The following is a 21,147-nucleotide window of genomic DNA, read 5'->3' as shown; positions in this document are numbered from 1 at the left end:
ACCGCCGAAAAATGAACCGAAAGGCCCACCGCATGGTTGACGTCACCCGCAAATTCACCGCCGAGGTACCGATCGAAAAGGCTGCGGCGTTTCTCCGCGACTTCGCCAATGCGCCGACGTGGGATCCGGGCACCGAGAGCTGCACGCAGATCTCCGACGGTCCTGTCGGCGTCGGAACCCAGTGGCACAACGTGTCCAAGCTGTTCGGCGTCACCACGGAACTGACGTACACGCTGGTGACCGACGAGCTGAATCACGTTGTTCTCGAAGGAAAGAACAAGACTGCCACCAGTACCGACGACATCACCTTGACTTCGGTGGGTCCGAACTCGACCGAGATCGAGTATCACGCGAACGTCGAGTTCAACGGTGCCGCCAAGATTGCGTCGCCTCTCCTGAAGGCGGGATTCGAAGCCAAAGTGGCACCGGAGACGGTGAAGAAGATGACGGAAGCCCTCGAAGCGCTCTGACAAGTCCGTCAGGTTCTTGTCACTGTGTGTTGCCGCCGCTCGCGCCACCGTTGCGAGCTTCGATGGCATCGATGGACTTCGTGAACGACTTTCCTAGCACTTGGGTGCCGACGAGTCCGAGTACCGACGCCAGGAGCTTTCCCTTGAGGTTCTTGCCGTCCCGGACCACGACGGCGTCGACATCGGTCAGGCCCGTCGGCTGCCGGGTCAGCGTGTAGGTATGGCTCGACGCCCCGCCCCACAGGTTGGAGTCGGTGGTTGTCATCACGACGCGGTGCGGGTCGGTCCAGTCGTAGTGCAGACGCTCCCAGATACCACTGGAGCCCTCGGTGACATCAGCATCGTGGGGTCCTTGTTTGTGCACTTTCAGGTAGCTGTCCGCACTGCGGCCGAAGATTTCCTCACGGCCCGGACCGAAGTCGGTCAGGCCGGCAAGGACCTGTTCGGGCGTCGCAGTGGTCGTCTTGTGAAGATGAATCGTGGTCATGGCGCCTTCTTTCAACTGTGGATGATCCGGTGCTGAAAAAGCCGGGGAGTGACTCATCCAGCACACCACTCACACGAAATGAATGAAAGAGAATTGCTCGCCCTGTCTCGATCCGCTATTCGACGCCGCGCCGGCTGGCAGTGATTGCGCCGTGCGGCCTGTAGCCGCTCCCCGTCCGGGTATGGGTCTCGATCACGTCGAAGCCCGCTGTGACCAGCACCTCGGCAAGTTCGGTCACCGGCCATCGATAACCAGTCGTCGCGGCGTGATCAAAAGGCTCCACGGTCACGCCTTCGAAGAAGCCCACCAGCAACCCACCACCTGGGCGGATCACGCGCGCGAATTCAGCGAGCGGTGCCTCGATATCTTGCGGGTGATGGTGAATGAGCGAGTACCAGGACAGCACGCCGCCCAGTGAATTCGTTTTCGCGTCCAATGCCTCGAAGCCCCCGACCTCGAAGGAAAGATCCGGGTATCGGGTGCGGGCTCGTTCGACGAACTCGGGCACGAGATCGATCCCGCTCACAGCCAGCCCGCTCTGGGCCAGGAAGTCTGTCCACTGCCCCGGCCCGCACCCGGCGTCGAGCACGGGGCCGGTCAAAGTGGCGGCCCAGCTGGTCACCAGGTCCCGATCAGATACGTGCGTCGAATCCATCGAGCCGAAGAGGTCCGTGTACTCCTGGGATCTGGCCGAATACGACTTTCGGACTACGTCGCGGCGCGTTGCACTCGAATTCTCCACGCCGTCAATGATTATCGATGTGCACCATTCCTTCGCCACAACTCGCCGAACCGAAGGTTCATACTCTGTTGAAGGCCTACGGTCACGTCCGGAAACTGAGGTCATATGGTGGAAGAGAAAGAACTGGCGGCGAAGATCCGCGAACTACTCAATGCCCGATCGGCCGAGTCGAGCATCTGCCCCTCCGACGTGGCCCGCGCAGCGGCACCCGACAATTGGCGGCCGCTGATGGAACCTGTCCGAGAGGCCGCCCGCCACATGGTGGCCGACGGCGAAGTACAGATCACCCAGGGCGGCGAAGTCGTCGACCCGGAATCCGTACGAGGTCCGATCAGGATTCGGTGGGCTCGTTGATCAACCGCGTGACTTCTGGCGGCACTGCTCTCGCAGCGTGAATCAGCGGAAACGGTCCAGATGCTCACGCAGGAACGCATCCAGGCTTCGTGGCTCACGCCCCAGGACACGTGCCACCGTGTCGGTGGGTGACTCCGGGCGCGAGACGGCAAGTTGCTGGATCTCCAGAATGTGCTCGGCCAGCCACGGAGGCATGTGGGCATGATCGACGAGGTTTTGCCGCAGTTCGTGCGGTGGCAGGTCGATATATTGGACGGGGCGATCGAGCATGCGGGTCAGAGCATCGGCGATGCCGCCGTAGCCGACTGCCTCGCTGCCCGTCAGGACGTAGGTACCGCCGGCGAGGTCGGCGCGTGTGAGCACGGCCGCGGCGACGTCACCGATGTCTCGGCAGTCGATCCAGTTGCACGGCGCGTCCCGCATCGCGCCCAGAATCACCCCCTGCGCAGCCACCGCCGGAGCCAGGAGCAACAGATTCTGCATGAACGCATAAGGGCGGAGCAGAGTGTGGCGGATCCCGGATGCGCGCAGGTGTTCACCGACAGCGTGGTGGCCGCGGGAGAGAGCGATGGGGGAGTCGGCCGCGGCGGCGGGGTCGGAGATCTTGACGATGTGTTCGACGCCGCTCTCGGCGGCGATGTCGATCACACGCGTCTCGAGCTCGACCTGTTCGAGGCCGTTGGCCATAGCGAGGAAAAGTTGTTCGGCCCCTTCGAAAGCCGTCCGTAGCGAAGTTGGGTCTGCGGCATCGGCCGGCACTACTTCGACCAAACCGTCGGCCAAGTCGCCGAGGTGGGCGCTCAGCCTGTCCGGGTCGCGGGACAGCGCTCGGCTCGGCACACCCGAGGATGCGAGACTGTGTAGCAACGCGCCGCCTGTGGTTCCGGACGCTCCCATGATGACGATCATCGTGTTCCTTTCGGTCTTCCCCGGGAAGCCGGGGATCGTTGACATGTGTTGTCTGTCAGGGATTCTGACGGCGCCATCGCCAGCTGACGATGACGGCAGCGACAGCGGCAGATATCGGTAGATCGAGTTGCAGGCGAGCAAGCCAAGCAGTGTCGACCACGCTCGTGTGAGCTGGTAGCCAACGGGAGGCGAACCACCCGACGAGACCAGCAATCACAGCGGCTCCGACGGCAAGAATTGCCGCCACCATGATGCGAGGCAGGGCCGTGGTCCACGGCCGTGACCTCCCGCGACGCAGCAGCCAGGAGCCGATCAGCAACGCCACCACTGCCGACGTGCCCGCGATGGACGTAAATGCCGCCATCGTGAGGCCCGATTGGCCGGATGCGACTCCGCCCGCACCCGCCATCAGCGCAGGGGCAAGGTAGGCGACCAGCACCTCTCTCCACAGGATGAAAGGTCGTGCGCCGCGACGATCGGCAACCGGGTCGAGTCGATTGGAATCGGTTATCTCCCTTTTGTTTTCGCGACGGATCGGTGGGGTGAGTCCGGACATGAAGGAGACCAACTTTCCGATTATAATTAGGTGGCTAACTATTTGGGCATGAAAAGAGAAATCTCTGTCGAGAATTGACGACGATTCGAATCGCTACGCGAATACTTGGAATCCCAGCCGACTACTCCGCAGTCAGCGCACCGATACCGCGAACGACCCGCGAGAGCAGATCCAAAAAAACCGCTCGCTCGTCGACAGTGAGCTCGTCGACCATTTCCTCGAGACGAGCAAAGTGTTCGGGCGCCATGTCACGTAAACGCTGAGCGCCGCGAGCAGTCAGGACGACCACCGCACCACGCCCGTCCTCCGCGGACGGACGTCGAGCGACCAAACCCTCCTGCTCGAGCCCATCGACCAAGCCGGTGACCGTGGCCCGCGAGACGCCGAGATCAGCCGCCAGACGTGAGGGAGATTTCTCCCCGTCGTGGTCTTCCAGATCCGCAAGCAGTCGGTAACGGCCGGTCGACAGTCCATACCTCGCGAAGTGAACCTCGGTTGCTCGACCGAGCCGCGCGCCCGCCGAGATCAGCCGCACCGCAACCAGCACAGCCTGCGGATCGGACCCGAGGCCGTAGTGCTCCAACTGCCGCCGCGCCTGATCCAAAGTGGGTGAGTCGTGATCGGTTCCGTCCACTGCCATGCAACTAATATGGCACCTAACTACATTCTGGTCAACCCTCCACCAGAGCTAGCTTCAAACGCCGAACAATACCTGCGGGGCCGCATGACAGTCCGGGTGATTGCCGGGATACGGCAGGACCTTCTCGAGGGCGAGCCCAATCGCGAAGGCCGTCTGGTCGTCGTACGGTCGCGTAACTATCTCTGTGCCCGTGGGGATTCCGTTCCGAGCGAAACCGGTGGGGATTGTCAGCACCGGGCAGCTACTCAGGATGTTGAAGGTGATGGCCGGTACAGCCTCGAGGTAGAACTCCAATTCTGTTCCAGCCACATTGATTCCGTGCCCCACGTAGTCGTCGCCGGCAAGAAAGCCCTCCGTCGCCACTGCCGGAGTGATCAACGCGTCATAGGTGTCGAACAGGGATCCGATCGACGAATACAGTTCGGCTTCGATCGCGAGTCCGTCGAGGAAAGTCGCGTCACCACGGGTGCGGCGTGCCCATCGCGCGAATTCCTTCGCGTACTCCGTGACTTTGTCGGGGTGCGCGGACGCTTCGGCGGAGATCGATGCACCGAACACGTGATCGTAGTGAATGGCGGCCGCACGCATGATTGCAGCGCGTGACAAGTCGACTTCGATGATCTCCGCGCGTGCGCCCAGCGCAGTGAGGGTGTCCACCAACTTGGCGGTGTTGGCGGCAACGTCCGAATCAACCGGCCAGTCACCTAATGCGGGAATCACGGCAATACGCATTCCCGCGCACGAACGCGTTGCGAAGGTAGGTAACTGCGATGCCGGTACATTCGAGGCAATGTCAGTGGAGGTCGGTCCCGCGATGACCGACTGCATTGTGAGGCAATCACTTACGGTGCGCGCCATCGGACCGCAGTGGCAGTAGCGATCGAGATTGAAGGGCGGATCAACGGGGACACGGCCATGCGGTGGCTTGAACCCGACAATTCCGTTGAGAGACGACGGAGTTCGGATCGAACCTGCAACATCGGAACCGGTAGCCAAGTGCGTCATACCGGTGGCAAGTGCGACTGCCGATCCACCGGAAGACCCGCCGGAGGAGTATTTCGTGTTCCACGGATTGCGAGTGACGCCCCACAACTCGGACTGTGTGAACGCGGCCGAGGAGAATTCGGGCGCCGTCGATCGCGCGTGGACGATGGCACCGGCGTCGATGATTCTCTGCACGAAAGTCGAAGTGTGAGTGGCGATCACATCCTCATAGACCTTGGACCCTTGAGTCCAAGGTTGTCCTTGCACCGGTTCATCCTCTTTCACCACAACGGGAACACCGGCGAGCGGAAGGCTGACATCCGAGCCGCGGGCGTAGTGGCGTTCCGCTGACTTCGCTTGCGCCCGTGCCGCATCGAAGAAAGTGTGTCCCACTGCATTCAAGGTCGGGTTGAGCGCCTCGATACGTTCGATGGTGGACTCGAGTACCTCCACCGGAGACAGCGATTTATCCCGGTAGCGTTCGAGCATCTCGGTCACATCCATGAAGGTTGAAACGGGTGTCTGGCGCATATCTGTTGTCCTGCCTCTATGAAGGTTTTGTGTAGGCGGCTAGGTTGTCAGTTCATGCTTTGCCACGACGGGATTGCGGAATGTGGTGAGCAGCATTGCGAGAGTGGCGATTCCCGCGGCTGTCCAGAAGACCGTTTCGGAACCGGAGTGGTCATGAATGCGTCCACCCGCGAACGCGCCGAGGGCGATGCTTGCATTGAAGACTGCAACCCACAGAGCCGCAGCGGCCTCTCGGTGAACGGGAGCGGCTTGTGCGATCCATGTTTGAGTACTCACCGATACACCACCGTAGAAGAGGCCCCAAGCCGCCATGAGCAGAGCAGCTGTGATCAAGGTGGTAGCCGAGATCGGAAACAGGGCGAGTGTGACCGCTACTCCCGCACTGAGGATGACGACCACAGTCTGCGGAGACTTGGCTGCAGATGGCCCGGCGATGAAGTTGCCGACGACGCCCAGAACCCCGTAGATCAAGAGCATCGTGCCGATCTGTGCAGGGCTCAACCCTGCGAAGAACTCCAGCCCCGGACGCACATAGGTGTACGCCGCGAAATGAGCGGTGACGATGAGCGCGGTAATCGCGATTCCGACCCGGACTCCCGGGTTCCGAAAAGCCACCACGAGACTGCCGAGCGACAAAGCTTGATCAGCTGGCATCACGGGTAGGACAGCGAACATGGCGAGCGCGATCAGCGTCGCGGCGCAGCTGAGAGTCCAGAATGCCACGCTCCACCCGGTCGCTGCTCCGATATACGTCCCCGCGGGGACACCGAGAACTGAGGCGACCGCGATTCCGCTGAAGATGATCGTGGTCGCCAACCCGACGGATCTGGAACCCACCAATTTGGGTGCCAGACTAGCGGCGAGTGCCCAGACTCCACCCATGCTCACGCCTAGAAGGACGCGAGCCACAGCGAGGAAAACGAAGCTCGGAGCAAGGGCCGTGAGGGCGTTCGCCGCGGCGACTACAAGCATCAGAACGATAAGCGTCGACCGACGATCGAAGCGCCGGGTCACGAGGGGCACAAACGGGGCAGTGGCCGCTGCCACCAATCCGGTAATGGCCAGTGAGAGCCCGATGGTCCCTTCACTTTCCACCAGAGCAGCACCGATCGGGGTGAGTAGCCCGACCGGCATCATCTCTGCCGCGACAACGATGAAGGTGGACGCTGCGATCAGCGCGACCGCAGCCCAGTGGTTCTCAATGGTGTGTGCGTGGGTTGAGGACGTGGACGCGGGGCTGTTCTGCCCGGGCGCGGAATGTGGCATGTAACCAGAGAAGCTCCCGCACGCCCAAGGATCAACGGCGAATCGCTCATCCAACCATTAGCTCAATTCATCGATGAGCCATGATGGAGTGGTCGAATGAGTCGAAGGTCGGAGTGAAAATGTCGGAGCCTCCGATGCGTGAGATCGAGTGTTTCCTCGTTCTCGCTGAAGAACTGCACTTCGGTCGCACCGGCGAGCGGCTGTTCATCTCCCAGAGCCGAGTGAGTCAGCTGATCAGCGCATTGGAGCGTCGTATCGGCACCAGCCTGGTAGCGCGGACCAGTCGCCGCGTTCACCTGACTGAGTTCGGCGCCGAATTTCTTGCGTCGTTGGCTCCCGCCCATCGGGCGCTCGTCGGAGTAATCGAGGACGCTCAATCGAGAGCACGCAACACGCCGACGCCGTTTCGGGTGGGTTTCCAAGGAGCAATTTACGATTCGATCGCGGCTGCTGTCTCTCGTTTCGAGATACAACATCCGCAAACATGCGTGACCATCAAAGAATTACCCCTGGGTGATCCGTTCAGTGATGTACTCGCCGGGCGAATCGATGCGGCAGTGGCCCTTCTCCCCGTAGATGAGCCGGAACTGACAACCGGGCTCGTCTTTTCTCGACAGCCCCAGACCCTCGCCGTCTCAGTCCATCACCCGTTCAGCGAACTGGGCGTGATCGACGCCGAGCAGTTGGCGCAGATCTGTCTCGTACCCATCACCGGCCCCGCCCCCGACTATTGGCAGCGTGTGAATTCCCCGAGCACGACGCCGGGCGGAGCCACGATTCCCACGCAGGGTGGGGCGAGCACCGTTCAGGAAGGCCTGTCGCAGGTCGCATTCAGTCAGGTCGGCCTCATCCTCTGCGCAGCAACCGCTACATACAGCCAGCGCTCGGACATCACATTCGTACCGATCAACGGATTACCCGAATCTGCTTTGGGTCTCGTGTGGCGTACCGATCTCGAAAGCCCACGACTTCGCGCTTTCGCGAAAGCGATCGAGGAAGCGCACACCTGTCCCTCCTGACGTCGATCAGTAAGTCGCGGAAGGAGTCCGGGGCATTGAGATGCATCGTGTGTGAGATGATCGCGCCATGTCTGCGATCACCGACTACTTCACCGCGCGCACGGATGAGCATGCCACCTCTGCCCTCGCGGGACTCGTCGACTTGGAACCAGAGGTGATGGAGGCGAACGCAGCTTCTCGCCCGCGGGTCCAGTTGGCTGCGAGTGGGACTCCAGTTCTGCAGGCGAAAGGCGTCGATCCAGTTGTCGCGCTCGGCCGACTGGAAGCAGCCCTCACCGCTCGCCCCTACGACGAAGTTGCAAAAGGTCCACGCTGCGGGAAACTCGTCGCAATGAGCGACGACGGCGACACCCTCGTGCTCACGGTTACCGACGAATTACGCGATGCACTAGCGGAATTGAACGCTGACGGTGTCGCCGCCGCTGCGGCGGCCTGGGCAATCGACGAGACGAGTGAACCGTCGGAGGACTCAGTGCCGTTCCTGACCGCCTTCGCCGAACTAGCGACCAGAGCTGTGGCTCAGGGCGAACGAATGTACGGCTACGTCGTCATCTGAGCTTCGCGACTCCGCCGACCTGATTGGAAGGCTGTTCGTCTTCGACAACTCCGGATCTGACCGTCACCCCGGGATCTGCATGGCCAGATCGTTGCGGTCGAAATCGGAGAACTGCTGGGTGTCAGTGCAGTATCCACAGCTCGCTCCGAAGAACTCGGTGCGGGCGTTCGGATCGTCGAGTAGCCAGTACCGCAGCCACGCCGTGCTCGGCCCGCGCATATCGCCACCGGTGATCGCCGTACCGAAGTGCGTGGCGCCGCGCAGTTCCAGATACTCGGCAGGCACGTGGTCGGCGTCCTCGTACATCGCCCGCACGATCGCCGGCCAAACGATTGCGTCGGCCTGGCCGGCCAGATAGAGAACCGGCTCGTCGATGAGATCGACATCATTGAGCGGGCCTGGCTGGATCGCGACGGCGGTGTCGACGCGGTCGTCGATCGCCGCGTTGATCGCCGCAGACCCGCCCTGCGAGTGCCCCACCGCACCAATGTGTTCCAGGTCGACTTTGCCGAAGAAGACGCTCGACGGGCTGGCCGCCTTGTCCGCGATGAGGTCGATTCCCGACCGCATGGTGATGGCGAAGTTGCTTGCCGGGGTATTGGCGGCGACCACGATGAATCCGTGGCTGGCGTAGTGGCGCAACAAAGAGGTGTACGCACCGGGGAGCACACCGGTCCCGTTGCCCCAGATCACAACAGGGTGCTTCTCGCCGCGCGCGCCGAGCTGGCGCGGGTAGTACAGAGTGTGCACCAGCCCGATCGAGACGTTCGGGGTGTACGGCCCTGCACTCGCCCAATCGTGCCCGACGCTCGGGATGCCGGGCGCATCGGCAGCCGCTGTTCCGGTTGCGCCCGTGAGTCCTAGCGTCGCGCACAACGCAACCGCCGCTGCAGCATTCACGAAATGTTTCAGAGACTTTCGCATGAAAGTCAACCTTTCGAAGTTGATCCGGAGTGACGTGTATTACATATTCACGGGAAGGCAACCCGTCGGCTTTGTTTCAGGAAACGGACTATCCCAGAAGTGTTGTGTCTGTGGACAAAATCATCGTTCTCGGTGGACGCCCGGCCGACGCGAATACCCAGAGCGCAAGGTCGAGATCGCCTCGGCCTACGGCTTCCGCGCGGATTGCTCGGCACACAGCCGTAGGAAATGTTCGACGATCTGCGTGTTCGGGCCGTCCCTTGCCACGGCTGCGATCTTCCGTGGGGGCAGTTCGAATATCTCGCCCACAGTGCACCCGCGTTCGGATGCTCGCTCGGCACTGGAGAGTTCGAGGATGACAGCACCGATCCCTTCGTACGCGAAATCCGCGAAGGCATCGCGGTGCTGTGACCTCATCACGAATGCGTGGTCGATTCGCGGTTCGATCGACCGCAGATGGCGATAGACATCGGAAGTTTCGAACCGTGGTGCGACAACCAAGCCGATGCGCATGAGATCTTCGCCGATGAATACCCCGTCCACCGGTGGCGGGGTACCGGGCGGGCAGACGAGCCGCAACTTGTGGTCCGGAAGGCGCACCGTGCGCGTCCCGGGAACACCGGTGGGCAGCGACTCCATTATTGCCACGTCAGCGGTGCCTGCCATGACCGGGTGAATCGCATCGGCCACGGACGACCCAGGCGGATCCGAGATGGTGATCCTCAGGTTCGGCACCTCCGTGCGCAGCGCTCCGAGCAGTACCGCTGCGGGATCGTCCGCAAGGCTCGCTGTCGTGGCAACACTGAGGTGGGGGACTGCTGACAGTAAGAACTCGCGCTCGACCACTAATCGGTCGAGCGCGGCCAGCGCTTCGCGTGCTGGATCGATGAGATTCCGTCCGCGCGCAGTCAGCGTCGCGCCGGTCCGGCCTCGATTGAAAAGCCGTCCTCCGACGCGTCTTTCGAGCCGCGCAATTGATTGAGAGACGCTCGATGTTCCCGTGAACTGATTTGCCGCTGCCGCCGTGATACTGCCGTGTTCGACGACGGCAAGGAAGTCTTGTAGCTGCCGCGGATCGATTCGCGGGGTTGCGGACTCTCCGAACTTGCTCATCCGGCGTTCCCCATTCCACCTTCGTCACGTAATCGACTGGTCGTCTCGATAAACGCTTGTGCCGCAGGCGATGGCGTCGAACCGTGGAACATCCAGATATCACGAGTGAGCGGGGGCCGAGTACGACACAACACCACACCTTCTCCGACTGTATCGGCGACAGATTCGGGAAGGAAAGCGACGCCGACTCCCGCGCGTACAAGTGGGATCATCGAAGCCACAGAGATAGTCTCCGCAACCACCGCCTCGTCCACAGTGCCTTCGCCCAGGCGTTCCGCCAACAGTCGCCGAGTGACATCGTCACGCGGGCTGGTGATCAATCCGATTCGCAACAGATCCGTCAACGCCGCCGCCCCCTCGCCTTCACTTCGTGCGGCCGGCACCAGCGCAACGATTTGTTGCCGGCCGAGAAGGATACGTTCAACGCCCTCGTCGAACACCTCGTCCACCCCGAGCCCAATATCAGCCTGACCCGAGGCGACCACCGTTCCGATTCCGTCGGTGTCGTTGCTGAGCATCGTCACCGCAATTTTCGGAAACTTTCTTTTGAACGCACCCAGGGCTGTGGCCGCTGGATCACGCGCCAATGTTCGCGGACACACGACCGTCAGCCGACCCCGCTGCACGACGTTCAATGGATGCAAAGCGTGATCCAAATCCCGGTATGCCCGAAGTACTTGGGCCGCCGGACCTGTGAGATCGCGTCCAGCGTCGGTCAGGGTGACTCCGCGCGAGCCACGGCGGACGAGCGTCAGGCCGCACTCTTTCTCCATTCTGGCGAGAGCCTCCGAGATTGTCGGCTGGCTGACCCCCAGTCCGCGAGCCGCAGCGGAAATGCTGCCCCGATCAGCAAGGGCGAGAAAGTATTCCAGATGACGCCGGTCCATTCGGGGTTCCCTTCTCGTGGCAGTCCTCGCGCGCGCCCGATTTTGCGCCCGTCAGGCATAGGGAAACCCTATGGCATACCTCTCGAATGTGGCGTAGACGGGAAGAAGAATCCCGTGATCTGCTTCACATATGAACGCAGTGAGCAACAACCCGGGGAGCTTCGACCAGAGGCACCCGTCTGCTTTTGTCGAGCACCTATCGCCGCCTGCGAGCACCACGGAGGAGGCGCCGAAATGACCGAAACCATCACCGCAAGTTCGCCATCCGGTGCTACGTCACCCCGTTCTGCGAGGCGGGCACGCTCTGAGCCGAAGCCCGCTCGACAGCGTCGATCCGGTACGCGACTCACCATCGGGGTACGACTGGCCCAGGTCGCGCTGCTTCTGGTCCTACTCGGAGCGTGGCAGCTCGTCGCATCGCAAGGTTGGATCGAGCCAGTTCTGGCCAAAACGCCAGGCGAGGCCTGGGCCTACTTCACCGCAGCGGTGCAGTCGGGCGAGATTTCGTCGAACTTGCGTGCCACGATGACTGCCGTCGTGATCGCGTGGATCCTCGCTAGCGCAGTCGGGGTGGCGGTCGGACTCTCTCTCGGACTGCTTCCGACCCTCGAACGCATCATGAGTCCGTTCCTGGATGCGGCGAATGCCATGCCACGTCTTGCGCTGGCGCCTCTGCTTATCGTCATCTTCGGGATCACGATGACGGCGAAGGTCGCTCTCGCGTTCACACTCGTCTTCTTCATCGTCTGCTCGAGTGCACGAGCCGGTGTGAAGTCAGTGGACGACGAATGGCTCCGACTATCCACTGTCCTGAATGCCAGTAAGACACAGGTGTTCTGGCACATCCTCCTCCCCGTCGCAACACCTGGCATTTTTGCCGGTCTTCGGTTGGGGCTGATCTATTCGCTACTTGGCGTTGTCGGTTCGGAACTGATCTCGTCACGGGACGGGCTGGGCCAGCTTGTGTCGATCTACTCGGCCCAGTTCCGGATGGAAGCGGTCTACGCGATCCTCATACTTCTCGCAATCGTCGCAGTCGTCCTCAACCAGGTCATGAACTTCGCCGAGCGCTACCTCCTTCGGTGGCAGCCGCCGGCTCGACCATGACAGGAATCATCATGGATACCAACGTGATTACACCCGCCGTACAACTCGACGGACTGACGATATCCTTCCCCTCACCCGACGGGTCGACGAAAACTGTGGTCGACAATCTCGACCTCACCATCCCTCGCGGACAGTTCGTGAGCTTGGTCGGCAGGAGCGGTTGCGGAAAGACCACTCTGCTCAACGCGCTCGCTGGATTGGTGGACGCAACAGAAGGGAAGACTGAGGTCCTCGGCACAACACCATTCGACGCTCGTTCTCGGATGGGCTTCATGATGGCCCGAGATGCGCTGTTCCCGTGGCGAACAGCGCAGAAGAACGTGGAGTACGGTCTCGAATTGAGGGGAGTACCCAAGGCGGAGAGACGAACTCAATCAGCGCGCTGGCTTGCGGCCGTTCAAATGTCCGAGGCGTCACGGCTGTGGACTTGGCAACTCTCCCAAGGGATGCGCCAGCGTGTCGCGTTGGCCCGAACGTGGGCACTGGATCCGGACATCTTGTTGATGGACGAACCCTTTGCCGCCCTCGATGCGCAAACCCGAGTCGAAGTACAGCGAGAATTCCTCGAGCTTTGGCAATCCCAGGTAGGCCGGACGGTCATCTTCGTAACCCACGACCTCGGCGAAGCCATCTGTCTCTCCGACCGCGTTCTGCTGCTCGGGGCCGGCCGGGTGATCGACGACGTCAGCATTGACATCGAACGCCCCCGCGAACTCGAAACCGTCACCGCCGAACCTCGATACATCGAAATCTTCAACCGGCTGCGTGGTCAGCTCGACCACTGATGTGCCCAGCCAACTCAGCTCGACCACTGATGTGCCCAGCCAACTCAGCTTGATTTCTGATGCGCCCAGCCATCAAGGAACAGGAATCCCATGAAACTTCGACCTTTTGTCGGCACAGTCATTGCAGCGGCCCTACTGCTTTCCGCGTGTGGAGGGGGAGGGCGTCCGAACGACGGTAGCGTCGCCATCGGGGTCTACCCTGCGAGTGCTTTGTCCCTGCCTGTCTACGTCGCTGTCCAACAAGGAATGTTCGACAAGGAAGGCCTCCACGTCGAGCTCATCGACGGAAAGAACGGGCCCGAACTCATCAGCGGTCTCATCGGCGGCACAACCGATCTCGCGGTCGGTGCACCCGGAACCGTCGTGCCGGCCATAGAGCAAGGGCAGAGTCTGCGGCCACTGTCCCCGTACGGGTCGATCGATCTTGCCATCGCCGTGACGAAAGACAGCGGCATCACCACCATCGAGGATTTGCCCGGCAAGCGGATCGCCATACCGTCACGTGGCGGCGCGGCCGAGCAATTCGTCAATCAGCTTCTCGCAGAACGAAACATCGACGCCTCCACGGTGCAATTCATCGCAGCGGCACCCACCGCGAGTCAGATACCACTCGCACGAAAGGGCGACATCGATGCCGCCGTTCTCACCGCTGCCAGCCAGGCCGTATTCGATGCTCAAGGAATACCGATGACGGCGATTACAGAAGTAGACCCGGTGGGCTCTGACGGCGTGAGTTCATACGGCCTGGGCACGGTGCTCGTCACGACAGCCACATTCGCTGAATCCGATGCTGCTGCCCCCGTGTGTGCGGCGCTCGAGGCCGCAGCAGGGTGGATAGCCGATCCTGCGAACGAGCAAGCAGGAGCTCAACTTCTCACCGAGCGAATGAATGTTCCTGCTGACAAAGCCAACCAGGTGTGGGCTTCGCAGAAGAGTCTCTGGCCTGTGCAGATTTCGGCCGACCGATGGACCCAGAACGTCAGATGGGTGAACAACCAGACCTCGGGCAAGTCCGACGCAGACGTTCCTTTCGACCCCCTCTGCTGACCAACGCCCCATACACAATCCAGTTCGTCTACCACGAAAGAGAAGAAACGATGACACAACTCGCTGACCAGTCAACACAATCCGAGTCCCAGCACGATCGCCGGCAGCTCACCGAGGCTTGGTCTGCAGTCACCGACAGCCTTGCGACATTCGGTTCGACCGCTGCCGCTACCGGATCGCCGGTGGACAGCGCCGAAGGTGTACGGCACGCACTTCGTCTGTTCGGATACCTCGCCGAGATGAACATCGAGCGCCAAGACGTACTCCGGCCTGAACTCTTCACTCTGATGTCACCGTTGCGAAAGTTCTGGGGAGACGGCATCGACGTCGACTACTGGACTGCGATGATCGACCCCAAAGAAACGTACCGAATTCACGGTAACCGTGGCACAGTGCCGTACGTCGCCGTCCTCGCCAATCGCGTCGGCGCGTCTGGGATCGACCGGGTCGCCGACAACATCGTCATCGACGACAAGGTGTGTGACGCGGACGGCAACTTCGAGATCTTCGTCGCACAAGAGCTGGAGGGGCGCAGCGGCATTCGGCTGGATGAGCGCTGCTTCGACGTAGTAGTGCGTGTGTATCACAAGACGCGTAACGCGGAGATCGATCCTGTTCTCCACATCGAGCGCCTCGGTCCGCCGCCTGGTGCACGCCCCGATCTCGACACGGCGTGGCTGGTCCAGCGCCTGACGAAACTTGCGCGTGGCATGGACGTGAGCCTTCGACGCAGTCTTCAGCTCATCGAAACACTCAGTCAGTCTCCTAACGAGATTCGCGTGACCTCGGAGCAGCGAGGGTGGGGAGACTTCTACGGCACCAGCTCCAACCAATACGTTGCCGGCTGGTGGTCACTGAAAGATGCTACTGCCGTGGATATTACATTCACTCTCCCGGACTGCACCTACTTCGGAGTGATGCTGTACAACCACTGGTTCGAGTCCTTCGAGTACCGCGACCACACCGTCAACCTCAACGACGCGCACTTCGAACGCAATGACGATGGAACGGTGACGATCCGAATCGGGGGAGTAGAAGGTGACAGAAATCGATTGAACCCCTGCAACCACACCGAAGGAATTCTGTTGGCGCGCTGCCTGGAGCCCGCTGAGGATGTCACTTCGCCTCATGTGGAGATCATTCGATGACCGACGAAGTAGACCTGCCGTTGGCAGGTGTCCGAGTAGTGGAGATCGGTCAGCTGATCGCAATACCCAGCGCCGGGCAGCAGTTGTCCGACCTCGGTGCGGAGGTCATCAAGCTCGAGCCCCCCGGCGGTGAACCGGCCCGACAAATCGACGCCGACTACGCGCGCGGCATCTTCTACGGGTACAACCGTGGAAAGCGTTCAATCTGCCTCGACCTCAAAGACTCCGCCGATCTGCAGCGAGCTCGGGATCTGATCGCGTCGAGCGACATCTTGCTGCACAATCTTCGCCCGGGAACCCTCGATCGATTGGGATTCTCCTCTGCCGAACTCCAACGCCTGCGACCGGAAATCATCGCCGTCTCGGTGAGCGGGTACGGGGCGGAAGGCCCGTCCGCCACCCGCGCGGGGCTCGACATCGCTGCGCAAGCAGAGAGCGGACTGATGTCGGTGACGGGTGAGGCGGATAGCCCGCCACAACGTGTGGGCGCACCGGTCATAGATCATGCAACGAGCTACGTTGTCGCTCAAGCGGTACTGGCAGCGCTACTTCGACGTGAGCGCACCGGCAAAGGATCGTCCGTCCGAGTCTCCCTGCTGGACGTCGCAATCCACTTGCAGACCGCCAACTGGATCGAGTGGCAGGTATCCGGAAAGCCCATGAGTCGCAAAGGGAACGGACAACCGAGCGTCGCACCGGCGGCAGACGTCTTTCGTGCCGTCGACGGCGAGCTGGTGATCAGCGGATACCAACCGCAAGCCTGGATTGAACTGTGCAAGGCAATCGACCTGCCGGAGTTGGCCGACGACCCGCGGTTCACCACCAACGCGCTGCGCGTGGAAAACCGTGCAGACCTCGTCGCCACGATCGAGAAGCAGCTTTGCCATCGCAGCGCCGCTGAGGCAGTAGAGCATCTCACTGCGGCCGGAGTGGTTGCCGCAGTTGTGCGTGACTACGACCAGGTAATTTGCGCCGACGATGTGATCGCGAACCGTACCTTCATCCCCGGCACCAACGAACATGGCGAACAGTATTTGACGCCTGCCATGCCCTATCGCGCCGAACCTCCGATGGCACGAACTGAACTTTCACAGGTTCCGGCCTTGAACGAGTGGACAACATCGACGCGCTGAATGCGCCGTTCGGGTCGAAATTGACTTTGCACCAACGTAACTGACAAACAGATAGCCATGCACCATCGAGGAGATGTCCAGTGCTGACCACCGCATTTACCGAGACATTCGGAGTTCGCCACCCAATCGTGCAGGGCGGCATGCAATGGGTGGGGAGAGCAGAACTCGTAGCGGCAGTTGCAAACGCCGGCGCGCTCGGCATGCTCACTGCCCTGACACAGCCGACACCTGACGATCTTGCCCGAGAAATATCCCGAACGCGCGAGCTCACCGACCAACCGTTCGGAGTCAATCTCACAATCCTCCCCACGATCACGCCCCCGCCCTACGATGAGTATCGCAACGTGATCATCGACTGCGGAGTGAAAGTCGTCGAGACAGCTGGATCGTCTCCCGCGCCCCATCTGCCGCACTTTCACGGCGCAGGCATCAAGGTTCTCCACAAGTGCACCAGCGTCCGCCACGCGGTCAAAGCCCAAGTCCTCGGCGTCGACGGCATCAGCATCGACGGGTTCGAATGTGCCGGGCATCCAGGGGAAGACGACGTACCGGGTCTCGTCCTCATCGCTGCAGCAGCAGAGCGGATCAGCATTCCCATGATCGCGTCCGGTGGATTTGCCGACGCGCGAGGATTGGTGGCCGCCCTGGCGCTTGGCGCCGACGGCATCAACATGGGCACTCGGTTCATGTGTACCGAGGAGTCCCCGATTCACCACAACATCAAGCAGGCGATAGTCGCTGCCTCGGAGGTCGACACGGAGCTGATTTTCAGGTCACTGCGCAATACCGCTCGCGTAGCACGCAACAGCATCAGCCAAGAAGTTGTCGAAATCCTCTCCAGTGGTGGCAAATTCGAAGACGTTCGACATCTTGTGGCCGGTGCGCGGGGCCGAGCGGTGTTCGACAGCGGCGACCAGGAGGCTGGCATCTGGACGGCTGGCACTGTGCAAGGATTGATTCACGACATCCCCACAGTGGGTGAATTGGTGGAACGAATTGTCACAGAGGCCGAAGCACTGATTGCCGGACGGCTTACCGGCCTCCTGGACCCAGTCAGCGCCTGACTACGTCCGAACCCACTGGGCGCTACCGTCGGCCAGTTCTTCGCGAATGCCCCTGCCGTTGCGCTCGTCGACCCGCGTGCCGCCGATACCTCGTCCTCGATGCGTCGTGCGGTGACGGGGAGCTCTTCCAGATCGCCTCGCGGCTTGCCATCGCCGCTCGATCGTTTCGGGTGCGTCCGGACGATCATTGACGTCAGGACGAGGAAAGGAGGTGTACTCCGAATTGCTTGGGGTCATCAGAGTGACGACCGCAAGGATTTCGATCGGCACCGAACACGATCTACTCGACGTTGTGGCCATGGGGCTACCAAAACATCACCGTCGGCCCGCAGCAGCTCCCCCCATTACGTCCACCGACATTTCTTGGCTTCGACTGCATACAGCAAGGACGAGAGCCCGGCGCGCCCGTCCCGACTGTGCGATCGTCGAAGTCGTCTGACAACCCTTTCAAGGCACCTACTCCCTATGGCGCCCCGATCCCCGCAACAATCTTGCGCTTGACCGAACACTGAAGTCTCACGCGCCCGATAGCGTTCGCGATAGAATCCGATATTTCGCTCGCATCGTCCGGGGCACACCGAAGGGGAATCAAGAGCATGCATGCGGTACCGACCCGGAGGGCGAAATTCGTTGCAGCGGGATTGATCATCGCTGTGGCTACTGCTGGTGCTATCGGTGTATCGAAGATCTTCGCTGCACGCCCATCCTCTGCGAATATCGAAGAGACCATCACGAAAGCGGAACGTGGACGGCACAATCCAGCGTGTGAACCCATCCCGTCGAGGCCCGATGTGGCTGCGTTGCGTCGCTCTTCTGACGCGTCGGTTCGTTTGACGAACGTGGTACAGACTGCTGCGGAGCTCTTGCGAGTCAACGGAGCGGCTTGGGGGCCCCAAGTCGCTGTCGGTACTGAGCTATCCATTGATGAAGCTTTCGAGAACGCCGGTTCGATTCCCGGAGATGCGATAGTCGCAGAAGCGGAGTGGCTTCGTCAGGCGCAACGAGATGGACTCTACGACGACGCAGATCGTTCGCTCGATTCGCTTGTCCGGCACATCGAGTCGACAACCATCACGGACGTCGACCTCGCCAGCCATCTGGGGCCGAATTGGCCCGCAGTAATCGATGTCGTCGGGACTGTCGCCGTGATCGGGTTCGAGGAGTACGTGAGCAAGGTGCGCGCGTCACCCCCGATGAGAGCAGCTGACGCGCTCGACCTTCGATCCGCGTTGCGGGAGAACACGGTAGCCCTCGGCCTGGAGGCGGAGTGGGACGGCGCTCAGGAGTTGGTCGCTCTCTACTTTCAAGGATGCACTTCGGCCGCGCTGAGCCGGCGAGAAGCGAACCTTTCGGTCGAGGATTACATCCATGATTGGGACCTGGCGGAGGCTCTGGCACGCGACGCCGTAGCTGCTGCTTTCGCAGCAGATCTCACGAGCAACGAGAACCGTGGACGAGTCGAGATCTTGGCACGAGGTCTTCAGATCATCCAGGCGCCAGACGAATTGGGTCCAAACGACCGGTTGACCCGATCCGTGGATCCGAACGAAAACTTGAATCCGGACGAGGTCGCGCTTCTCGAACTGGAAGATCCATTGATCGAGGGCGAGTGACACGACCAGAGCCTCCGGCGAGTGTGGCGCGGCAAGCAGAAGGGTGGTTGCCGATGTGGCACCGCGCTCTCAGAACCGAAGTGACGCAACATCATCGTGCTCTCCTCTTCGGTGCCCCCTTGCTCACGCAGACAACGCAGCACCTCCTTTCGATACGCACGTAATCGAACCCCGAAAATCATGTCCTCTAGCTGACGGTCCATCCAGTCGAAGAAACAGTTCGCGTCGTGCGGCGGCAGCGGATTTACCGTGGGTATGCCCAGTCTCGAAGCCCCAGCAGAAGCCGAGGGTCTCGACTAACTTTGCCGGACCGACTGCAATGGTCAGCTTCGGCGGAGTGAATCTCGGAAGAAGAAACCTTCGTCCCCGATATGCCAACTCCCTTTGCAGCCGGATCGACCCGCGGCATACCTCGCGATAATTGTTCACCACAGTGCAGCTGTTCTGACCAAGGAAAGGTCGAGGCGCTTCTCCACGGCGAAGTCGATGCATGTCGCGCCGTCGACACCATGCACCTGAGTGCAGGGAAGGGTGCGCACTGGATTCGGCGTCCGTCACCAGAGTGCCAGTGATGGCTACAGCCCCAGTACTCAACCCAGGCGTCATCACGCAGCTGTTCCCGAAATTAGGCAATCGGCGGTTAGGTAATTCGACCTTTTGGGGATCGAATCCACCGTAACCGATTCTCGCCCTCCACTGGAGATGCAACGGCGCGCCGCCGAGAGCCATGAAGATTTCTTAAAAACTGCAGATCAAGTCAGTATTGACGCCCACGGACTAACCTCGCCCTCTGGTTCCGCTGACCAAAAGACAAACGATTGTGGCGTGCGCCACAAATCTCCTATAGGGTAACCACTGTTAGCCTGCGACGGGGTGCGAGACATTTCCCAGCGCCGGATCCACGCTCTATCCCACTCCTGAACAGACCGAGCGAGAGCTGAGCGCTCTTGACGACGTCGTGGTGGATTGAGGATCAAGAAAGAAAGATGGTATTGCCGTGCAGTCATCACTTGTCTCTCTGCCGTCCATGGAGAGAGTCCGCATTGGCGCTCCGGTCGCGGAGGCCGCGGCCCAGGAAGCAGAGTTGCTCGGGGCGAACCGAGTCTTCGTCGTATGTAGCGGGACGCTCAACTCGCAGACCGACGAGATCGCTCGGGTGATCGAGGCATTGGGTGATCGATTCGTGGGACTGTTCGATGCGGTTCGACCTCATGTACCGCGCGAAGACGTCATTGCTGCCACCCGAGTTGCTGCCGACGCCGATCCGGACATGCTGTTGTGCGTGGGCGGCGGATCGGCGACGGACCTGGCGAAGATCCTTGCAATCACTCTGGAGCACGGAGTTCGCGAAGCATCACAAATGGACGCCTACCACCTGCAGGTCAATCCCGACACATCGGTGACCGCCCCCACCTTCTCCGCCCCGAAGATCCCGGTAGTGGTGGCGCCCACGACCCTGGCGGGAGGTGAGTTCAACGCGTTGGCCGGGTCGACGGATGAGACGAGCAACGTCAAAGAGGGTTACTTGCATCCGGCGATGACCCCGAAGGCTGTCATCCTCGATCCTGCACTCACGCTGCACACTCCGGAGTGGCTGTGGCTGTCGACCGGGGTTCGCGCACTGGACCACGCCTTCGAGACCCTGGGCTCACTCGAATCGAACGGGTACTACGACGGGATGGCGATGAATGCCATACGACTGCTCTCCGAAGGACTCGTCCGAGTGAAGGAGAACACCGACCTGTTGACCGAACTACCGTGTCGGCCTTTCCGAAGATGCGTGCGGGGCTCGACTGGGCTCGCTAGGTTCGT

General features: G+C 61.2%; 22 protein-coding genes. 12 read left to right on the top strand and 10 right to left on the bottom strand.

The features are described 5' to 3' along the window. Positions 1-32: 32 nt before the first annotated feature. The gene (locus tag V3587_RS20205; protein WP_007735601.1) at positions 33-470 is read left to right on the top strand and encodes an SRPBCC family protein; all 438 of its coding nucleotides are present in this window, start codon (positions 33-35) and stop codon (positions 468-470) included. Between the two features lie 19 nt (positions 471-489). On the opposite strand, the gene V3587_RS20200 is transcribed toward V3587_RS20205, so the two are convergent. Together V3587_RS20200 and V3587_RS20195 are read right to left on the bottom strand one after the other, a co-directional pair. Next, positions 490-957: a hypothetical protein gene (locus tag V3587_RS20200; protein ID WP_065456480.1), complete on the bottom strand. Its 468-nt coding sequence runs from the start codon at positions 955-957 to the stop codon at positions 490-492. A gap of 115 nt (positions 958-1,072) precedes the next feature. Next, positions 1,073-1,699, bottom strand: coding sequence for a class I SAM-dependent methyltransferase (locus V3587_RS20195; protein WP_198531557.1), 627 nt, complete (start codon positions 1,697-1,699; stop codon positions 1,073-1,075). Between the two features lie 105 nt (positions 1,700-1,804). Between V3587_RS20195 and V3587_RS20190 the strand changes: the two genes are divergently transcribed. Continuing rightward, positions 1,805-2,053 carry a DUF3253 domain-containing protein gene (locus V3587_RS20190; RefSeq protein ID WP_210377840.1) on the top strand — a complete coding sequence of 83 codons (249 nt, stop codon included), beginning with the start codon at positions 1,805-1,807 and terminating at the stop codon, positions 2,051-2,053. A 42-nt stretch (positions 2,054-2,095) separates the two neighbouring features. On the opposite strand, the gene V3587_RS20185 is transcribed toward V3587_RS20190, so the two are convergent. The 5 genes from V3587_RS20185 to V3587_RS20165 all read right to left on the bottom strand — a co-directional run bounded on the left by V3587_RS20185 (position 2,096) and on the right by V3587_RS20165 (position 6,939). Further along, the gene (locus tag V3587_RS20185; RefSeq protein ID WP_256931618.1) at positions 2,096-3,007 is read right to left on the bottom strand and encodes an NmrA family NAD(P)-binding protein; all 912 of its coding nucleotides are present in this window, start codon (positions 3,005-3,007) and stop codon (positions 2,096-2,098) included. Between the two features lie 10 nt (positions 3,008-3,017). Further along, a complete protein-coding gene (locus tag V3587_RS20180; protein ID WP_007735596.1) occupies positions 3,018-3,518 on the bottom strand; it encodes a hypothetical protein in 501 nt (166 codons plus the stop codon). A gap of 121 nt (positions 3,519-3,639) precedes the next feature. Beyond that, entirely contained in the window at positions 3,640-4,158 is a 519-nt protein-coding gene (locus tag V3587_RS20175; protein WP_003943230.1) for a MarR family winged helix-turn-helix transcriptional regulator, read from the bottom strand. A 54-nt stretch (positions 4,159-4,212) separates the two neighbouring features. Further along, on the bottom strand, positions 4,213-5,673 hold the full coding sequence (locus tag V3587_RS20170; RefSeq protein ID WP_283377104.1) for an amidase: 1,461 nt from the start codon (positions 5,671-5,673) through the stop codon (positions 4,213-4,215). A gap of 39 nt (positions 5,674-5,712) precedes the next feature. Beyond that, complete coding sequence (locus tag V3587_RS20165; protein ID WP_283377103.1) at positions 5,713-6,939, bottom strand: MFS transporter; 1,227 nt, start codon at positions 6,937-6,939, stop codon at positions 5,713-5,715. A gap of 134 nt (positions 6,940-7,073) precedes the next feature. Between V3587_RS20165 and V3587_RS20160 the strand changes: the two genes are divergently transcribed. Beyond that, on the top strand, positions 7,074-7,958 hold the full coding sequence (locus V3587_RS20160; protein WP_331702603.1) for a LysR family transcriptional regulator: 885 nt from the start codon (positions 7,074-7,076) through the stop codon (positions 7,956-7,958). 67 nt (positions 7,959-8,025) lie between these two features. After that, positions 8,026-8,514, top strand: a complete 489-nt coding sequence (locus tag V3587_RS20155; RefSeq protein WP_007735590.1) for a hypothetical protein — start codon at positions 8,026-8,028, stop codon at positions 8,512-8,514. 63 nt (positions 8,515-8,577) lie between these two features. On the opposite strand, the gene V3587_RS20150 is transcribed toward V3587_RS20155, so the two are convergent. The 3 genes from V3587_RS20150 to V3587_RS20140 form a co-directional block, all read right to left on the bottom strand. After that, the gene (locus V3587_RS20150) at positions 8,578-9,438 is read right to left on the bottom strand and encodes an alpha/beta hydrolase family protein (RefSeq protein WP_065456473.1); all 861 of its coding nucleotides are present in this window, start codon (positions 9,436-9,438) and stop codon (positions 8,578-8,580) included. A 186-nt stretch (positions 9,439-9,624) separates the two neighbouring features. Continuing rightward, positions 9,625-10,551, bottom strand: coding sequence for a LysR family transcriptional regulator (locus tag V3587_RS20145; RefSeq protein WP_042922962.1), 927 nt, complete (start codon positions 10,549-10,551; stop codon positions 9,625-9,627). Then, a complete protein-coding gene (locus V3587_RS20140; protein WP_283377101.1) occupies positions 10,548-11,438 on the bottom strand; it encodes a LysR family transcriptional regulator in 891 nt (296 codons plus the stop codon). The genes V3587_RS20145 and V3587_RS20140 overlap by 4 nt, the downstream gene beginning before the upstream one ends. A gap of 234 nt (positions 11,439-11,672) precedes the next feature. Here V3587_RS20140 and V3587_RS20135 point away from each other — a divergent pair, with 234 nt between their 5' ends. The 8 genes from V3587_RS20135 to V3587_RS20100 all read left to right on the top strand — a co-directional run. After that, entirely contained in the window at positions 11,673-12,545 is an 873-nt protein-coding gene (locus V3587_RS20135) for an ABC transporter permease (RefSeq protein WP_283377100.1), read from the top strand. An 11-nt stretch (positions 12,546-12,556) separates the two neighbouring features. Beyond that, positions 12,557-13,330, top strand: coding sequence for an ABC transporter ATP-binding protein (locus V3587_RS20130; protein ID WP_283377099.1), 774 nt, complete (start codon positions 12,557-12,559; stop codon positions 13,328-13,330). A 90-nt stretch (positions 13,331-13,420) separates the two neighbouring features. Next, a complete protein-coding gene (locus V3587_RS20125; RefSeq protein WP_003943065.1) occupies positions 13,421-14,377 on the top strand; it encodes an ABC transporter substrate-binding protein in 957 nt (318 codons plus the stop codon). A 50-nt stretch (positions 14,378-14,427) separates the two neighbouring features. Beyond that, positions 14,428-15,525, top strand: a complete 1,098-nt coding sequence (locus tag V3587_RS20120; protein WP_283377098.1) for a hypothetical protein — start codon at positions 14,428-14,430, stop codon at positions 15,523-15,525. Next, the gene (locus V3587_RS20115; protein WP_125052400.1) at positions 15,522-16,658 is read left to right on the top strand and encodes a CaiB/BaiF CoA transferase family protein; all 1,137 of its coding nucleotides are present in this window, start codon (positions 15,522-15,524) and stop codon (positions 16,656-16,658) included. Before V3587_RS20120 ends, V3587_RS20115 begins: the two co-directional genes overlap by 4 nt. An 80-nt stretch (positions 16,659-16,738) precedes the next feature. Beyond that, positions 16,739-17,722, top strand: coding sequence for an NAD(P)H-dependent flavin oxidoreductase (locus V3587_RS20110; RefSeq protein WP_283377097.1), 984 nt, complete (start codon positions 16,739-16,741; stop codon positions 17,720-17,722). A 596-nt stretch (positions 17,723-18,318) separates the two neighbouring features. Next, a complete protein-coding gene (locus V3587_RS20105) occupies positions 18,319-19,335 on the top strand; it encodes a hypothetical protein (RefSeq protein WP_283377096.1) in 1,017 nt (338 codons plus the stop codon). 997 nt (positions 19,336-20,332) lie between these two features. Further along, the coding region (locus V3587_RS20100; protein ID WP_235867768.1) for an iron-containing alcohol dehydrogenase at positions 20,333-21,147 on the top strand (815 nt) is incomplete at its 3' end.

This window comes from Rhodococcus sp. IEGM 1306 (assembly GCF_036541985.1).
Taxonomy (GTDB): Bacteria; Actinomycetota; Actinomycetes; order Mycobacteriales; family Mycobacteriaceae; genus Rhodococcus_F; species Rhodococcus_F qingshengii.
This window is presented reverse-complemented; position numbering and strand designations above follow the sequence as displayed.

What these genes read in the sequence shown, in the direction of transcription:
- V3587_RS20140 (WP_283377101.1), bottom strand. Translation starts at nt 11,438, where the DNA reads ATGGACCGGCGTCATCTGGAATACTTTCTCGCCCTTGCTGATCGGGGC.
- V3587_RS20180 (WP_007735596.1), bottom strand. Translation starts at nt 3,518, where the DNA reads ATGTCCGGACTCACCCCACCGATCCGTCGCGAAAACAAAAGGGAGATA.
- V3587_RS20125 (WP_003943065.1), top strand. Translation starts at nt 13,421, where the DNA reads ATGAAACTTCGACCTTTTGTCGGCACAGTCATTGCAGCGGCCCTACTG.
- V3587_RS20175 (WP_003943230.1), bottom strand. Translation starts at nt 4,158, where the DNA reads ATGGCAGTGGACGGAACCGATCACGACTCACCCACTTTGGATCAGGCG.
- V3587_RS20205 (WP_007735601.1), top strand. Translation starts at nt 33, where the DNA reads ATGGTTGACGTCACCCGCAAATTCACCGCCGAGGTACCGATCGAAAAG.
- V3587_RS20200 (WP_065456480.1), bottom strand. Translation starts at nt 957, where the DNA reads ATGACCACGATTCATCTTCACAAGACGACCACTGCGACGCCCGAACAG.
- V3587_RS20150 (WP_065456473.1), bottom strand. Translation starts at nt 9,438, where the DNA reads ATGCGAAAGTCTCTGAAACATTTCGTGAATGCTGCAGCGGCGGTTGCG.
- V3587_RS20115 (WP_125052400.1), top strand. Translation starts at nt 15,522, where the DNA reads ATGACCGACGAAGTAGACCTGCCGTTGGCAGGTGTCCGAGTAGTGGAG.
- V3587_RS20165 (WP_283377103.1), bottom strand. Translation starts at nt 6,939, where the DNA reads ATGCCACATTCCGCGCCCGGGCAGAACAGCCCCGCGTCCACGTCCTCA.
- V3587_RS20160 (WP_331702603.1), top strand. Translation starts at nt 7,074, where the DNA reads ATGCGTGAGATCGAGTGTTTCCTCGTTCTCGCTGAAGAACTGCACTTC.
- V3587_RS20190 (WP_210377840.1), top strand. Translation starts at nt 1,805, where the DNA reads ATGGTGGAAGAGAAAGAACTGGCGGCGAAGATCCGCGAACTACTCAAT.
- V3587_RS20170 (WP_283377104.1), bottom strand. Translation starts at nt 5,673, where the DNA reads ATGCGCCAGACACCCGTTTCAACCTTCATGGATGTGACCGAGATGCTC.
- V3587_RS20135 (WP_283377100.1), top strand. Translation starts at nt 11,673, where the DNA reads ATGACCGAAACCATCACCGCAAGTTCGCCATCCGGTGCTACGTCACCC.
- V3587_RS20185 (WP_256931618.1), bottom strand. Translation starts at nt 3,007, where the DNA reads ATGTCAACGATCCCCGGCTTCCCGGGGAAGACCGAAAGGAACACGATG.
- V3587_RS20155 (WP_007735590.1), top strand. Translation starts at nt 8,026, where the DNA reads ATGTCTGCGATCACCGACTACTTCACCGCGCGCACGGATGAGCATGCC.
- V3587_RS20120 (WP_283377098.1), top strand. Translation starts at nt 14,428, where the DNA reads ATGACACAACTCGCTGACCAGTCAACACAATCCGAGTCCCAGCACGAT.
- V3587_RS20105 (WP_283377096.1), top strand. Translation starts at nt 18,319, where the DNA reads ATGCATGCGGTACCGACCCGGAGGGCGAAATTCGTTGCAGCGGGATTG.
- V3587_RS20130 (WP_283377099.1), top strand. Translation starts at nt 12,557, where the DNA reads ATGGATACCAACGTGATTACACCCGCCGTACAACTCGACGGACTGACG.
- V3587_RS20145 (WP_042922962.1), bottom strand. Translation starts at nt 10,551, where the DNA reads ATGAGCAAGTTCGGAGAGTCCGCAACCCCGCGAATCGATCCGCGGCAG.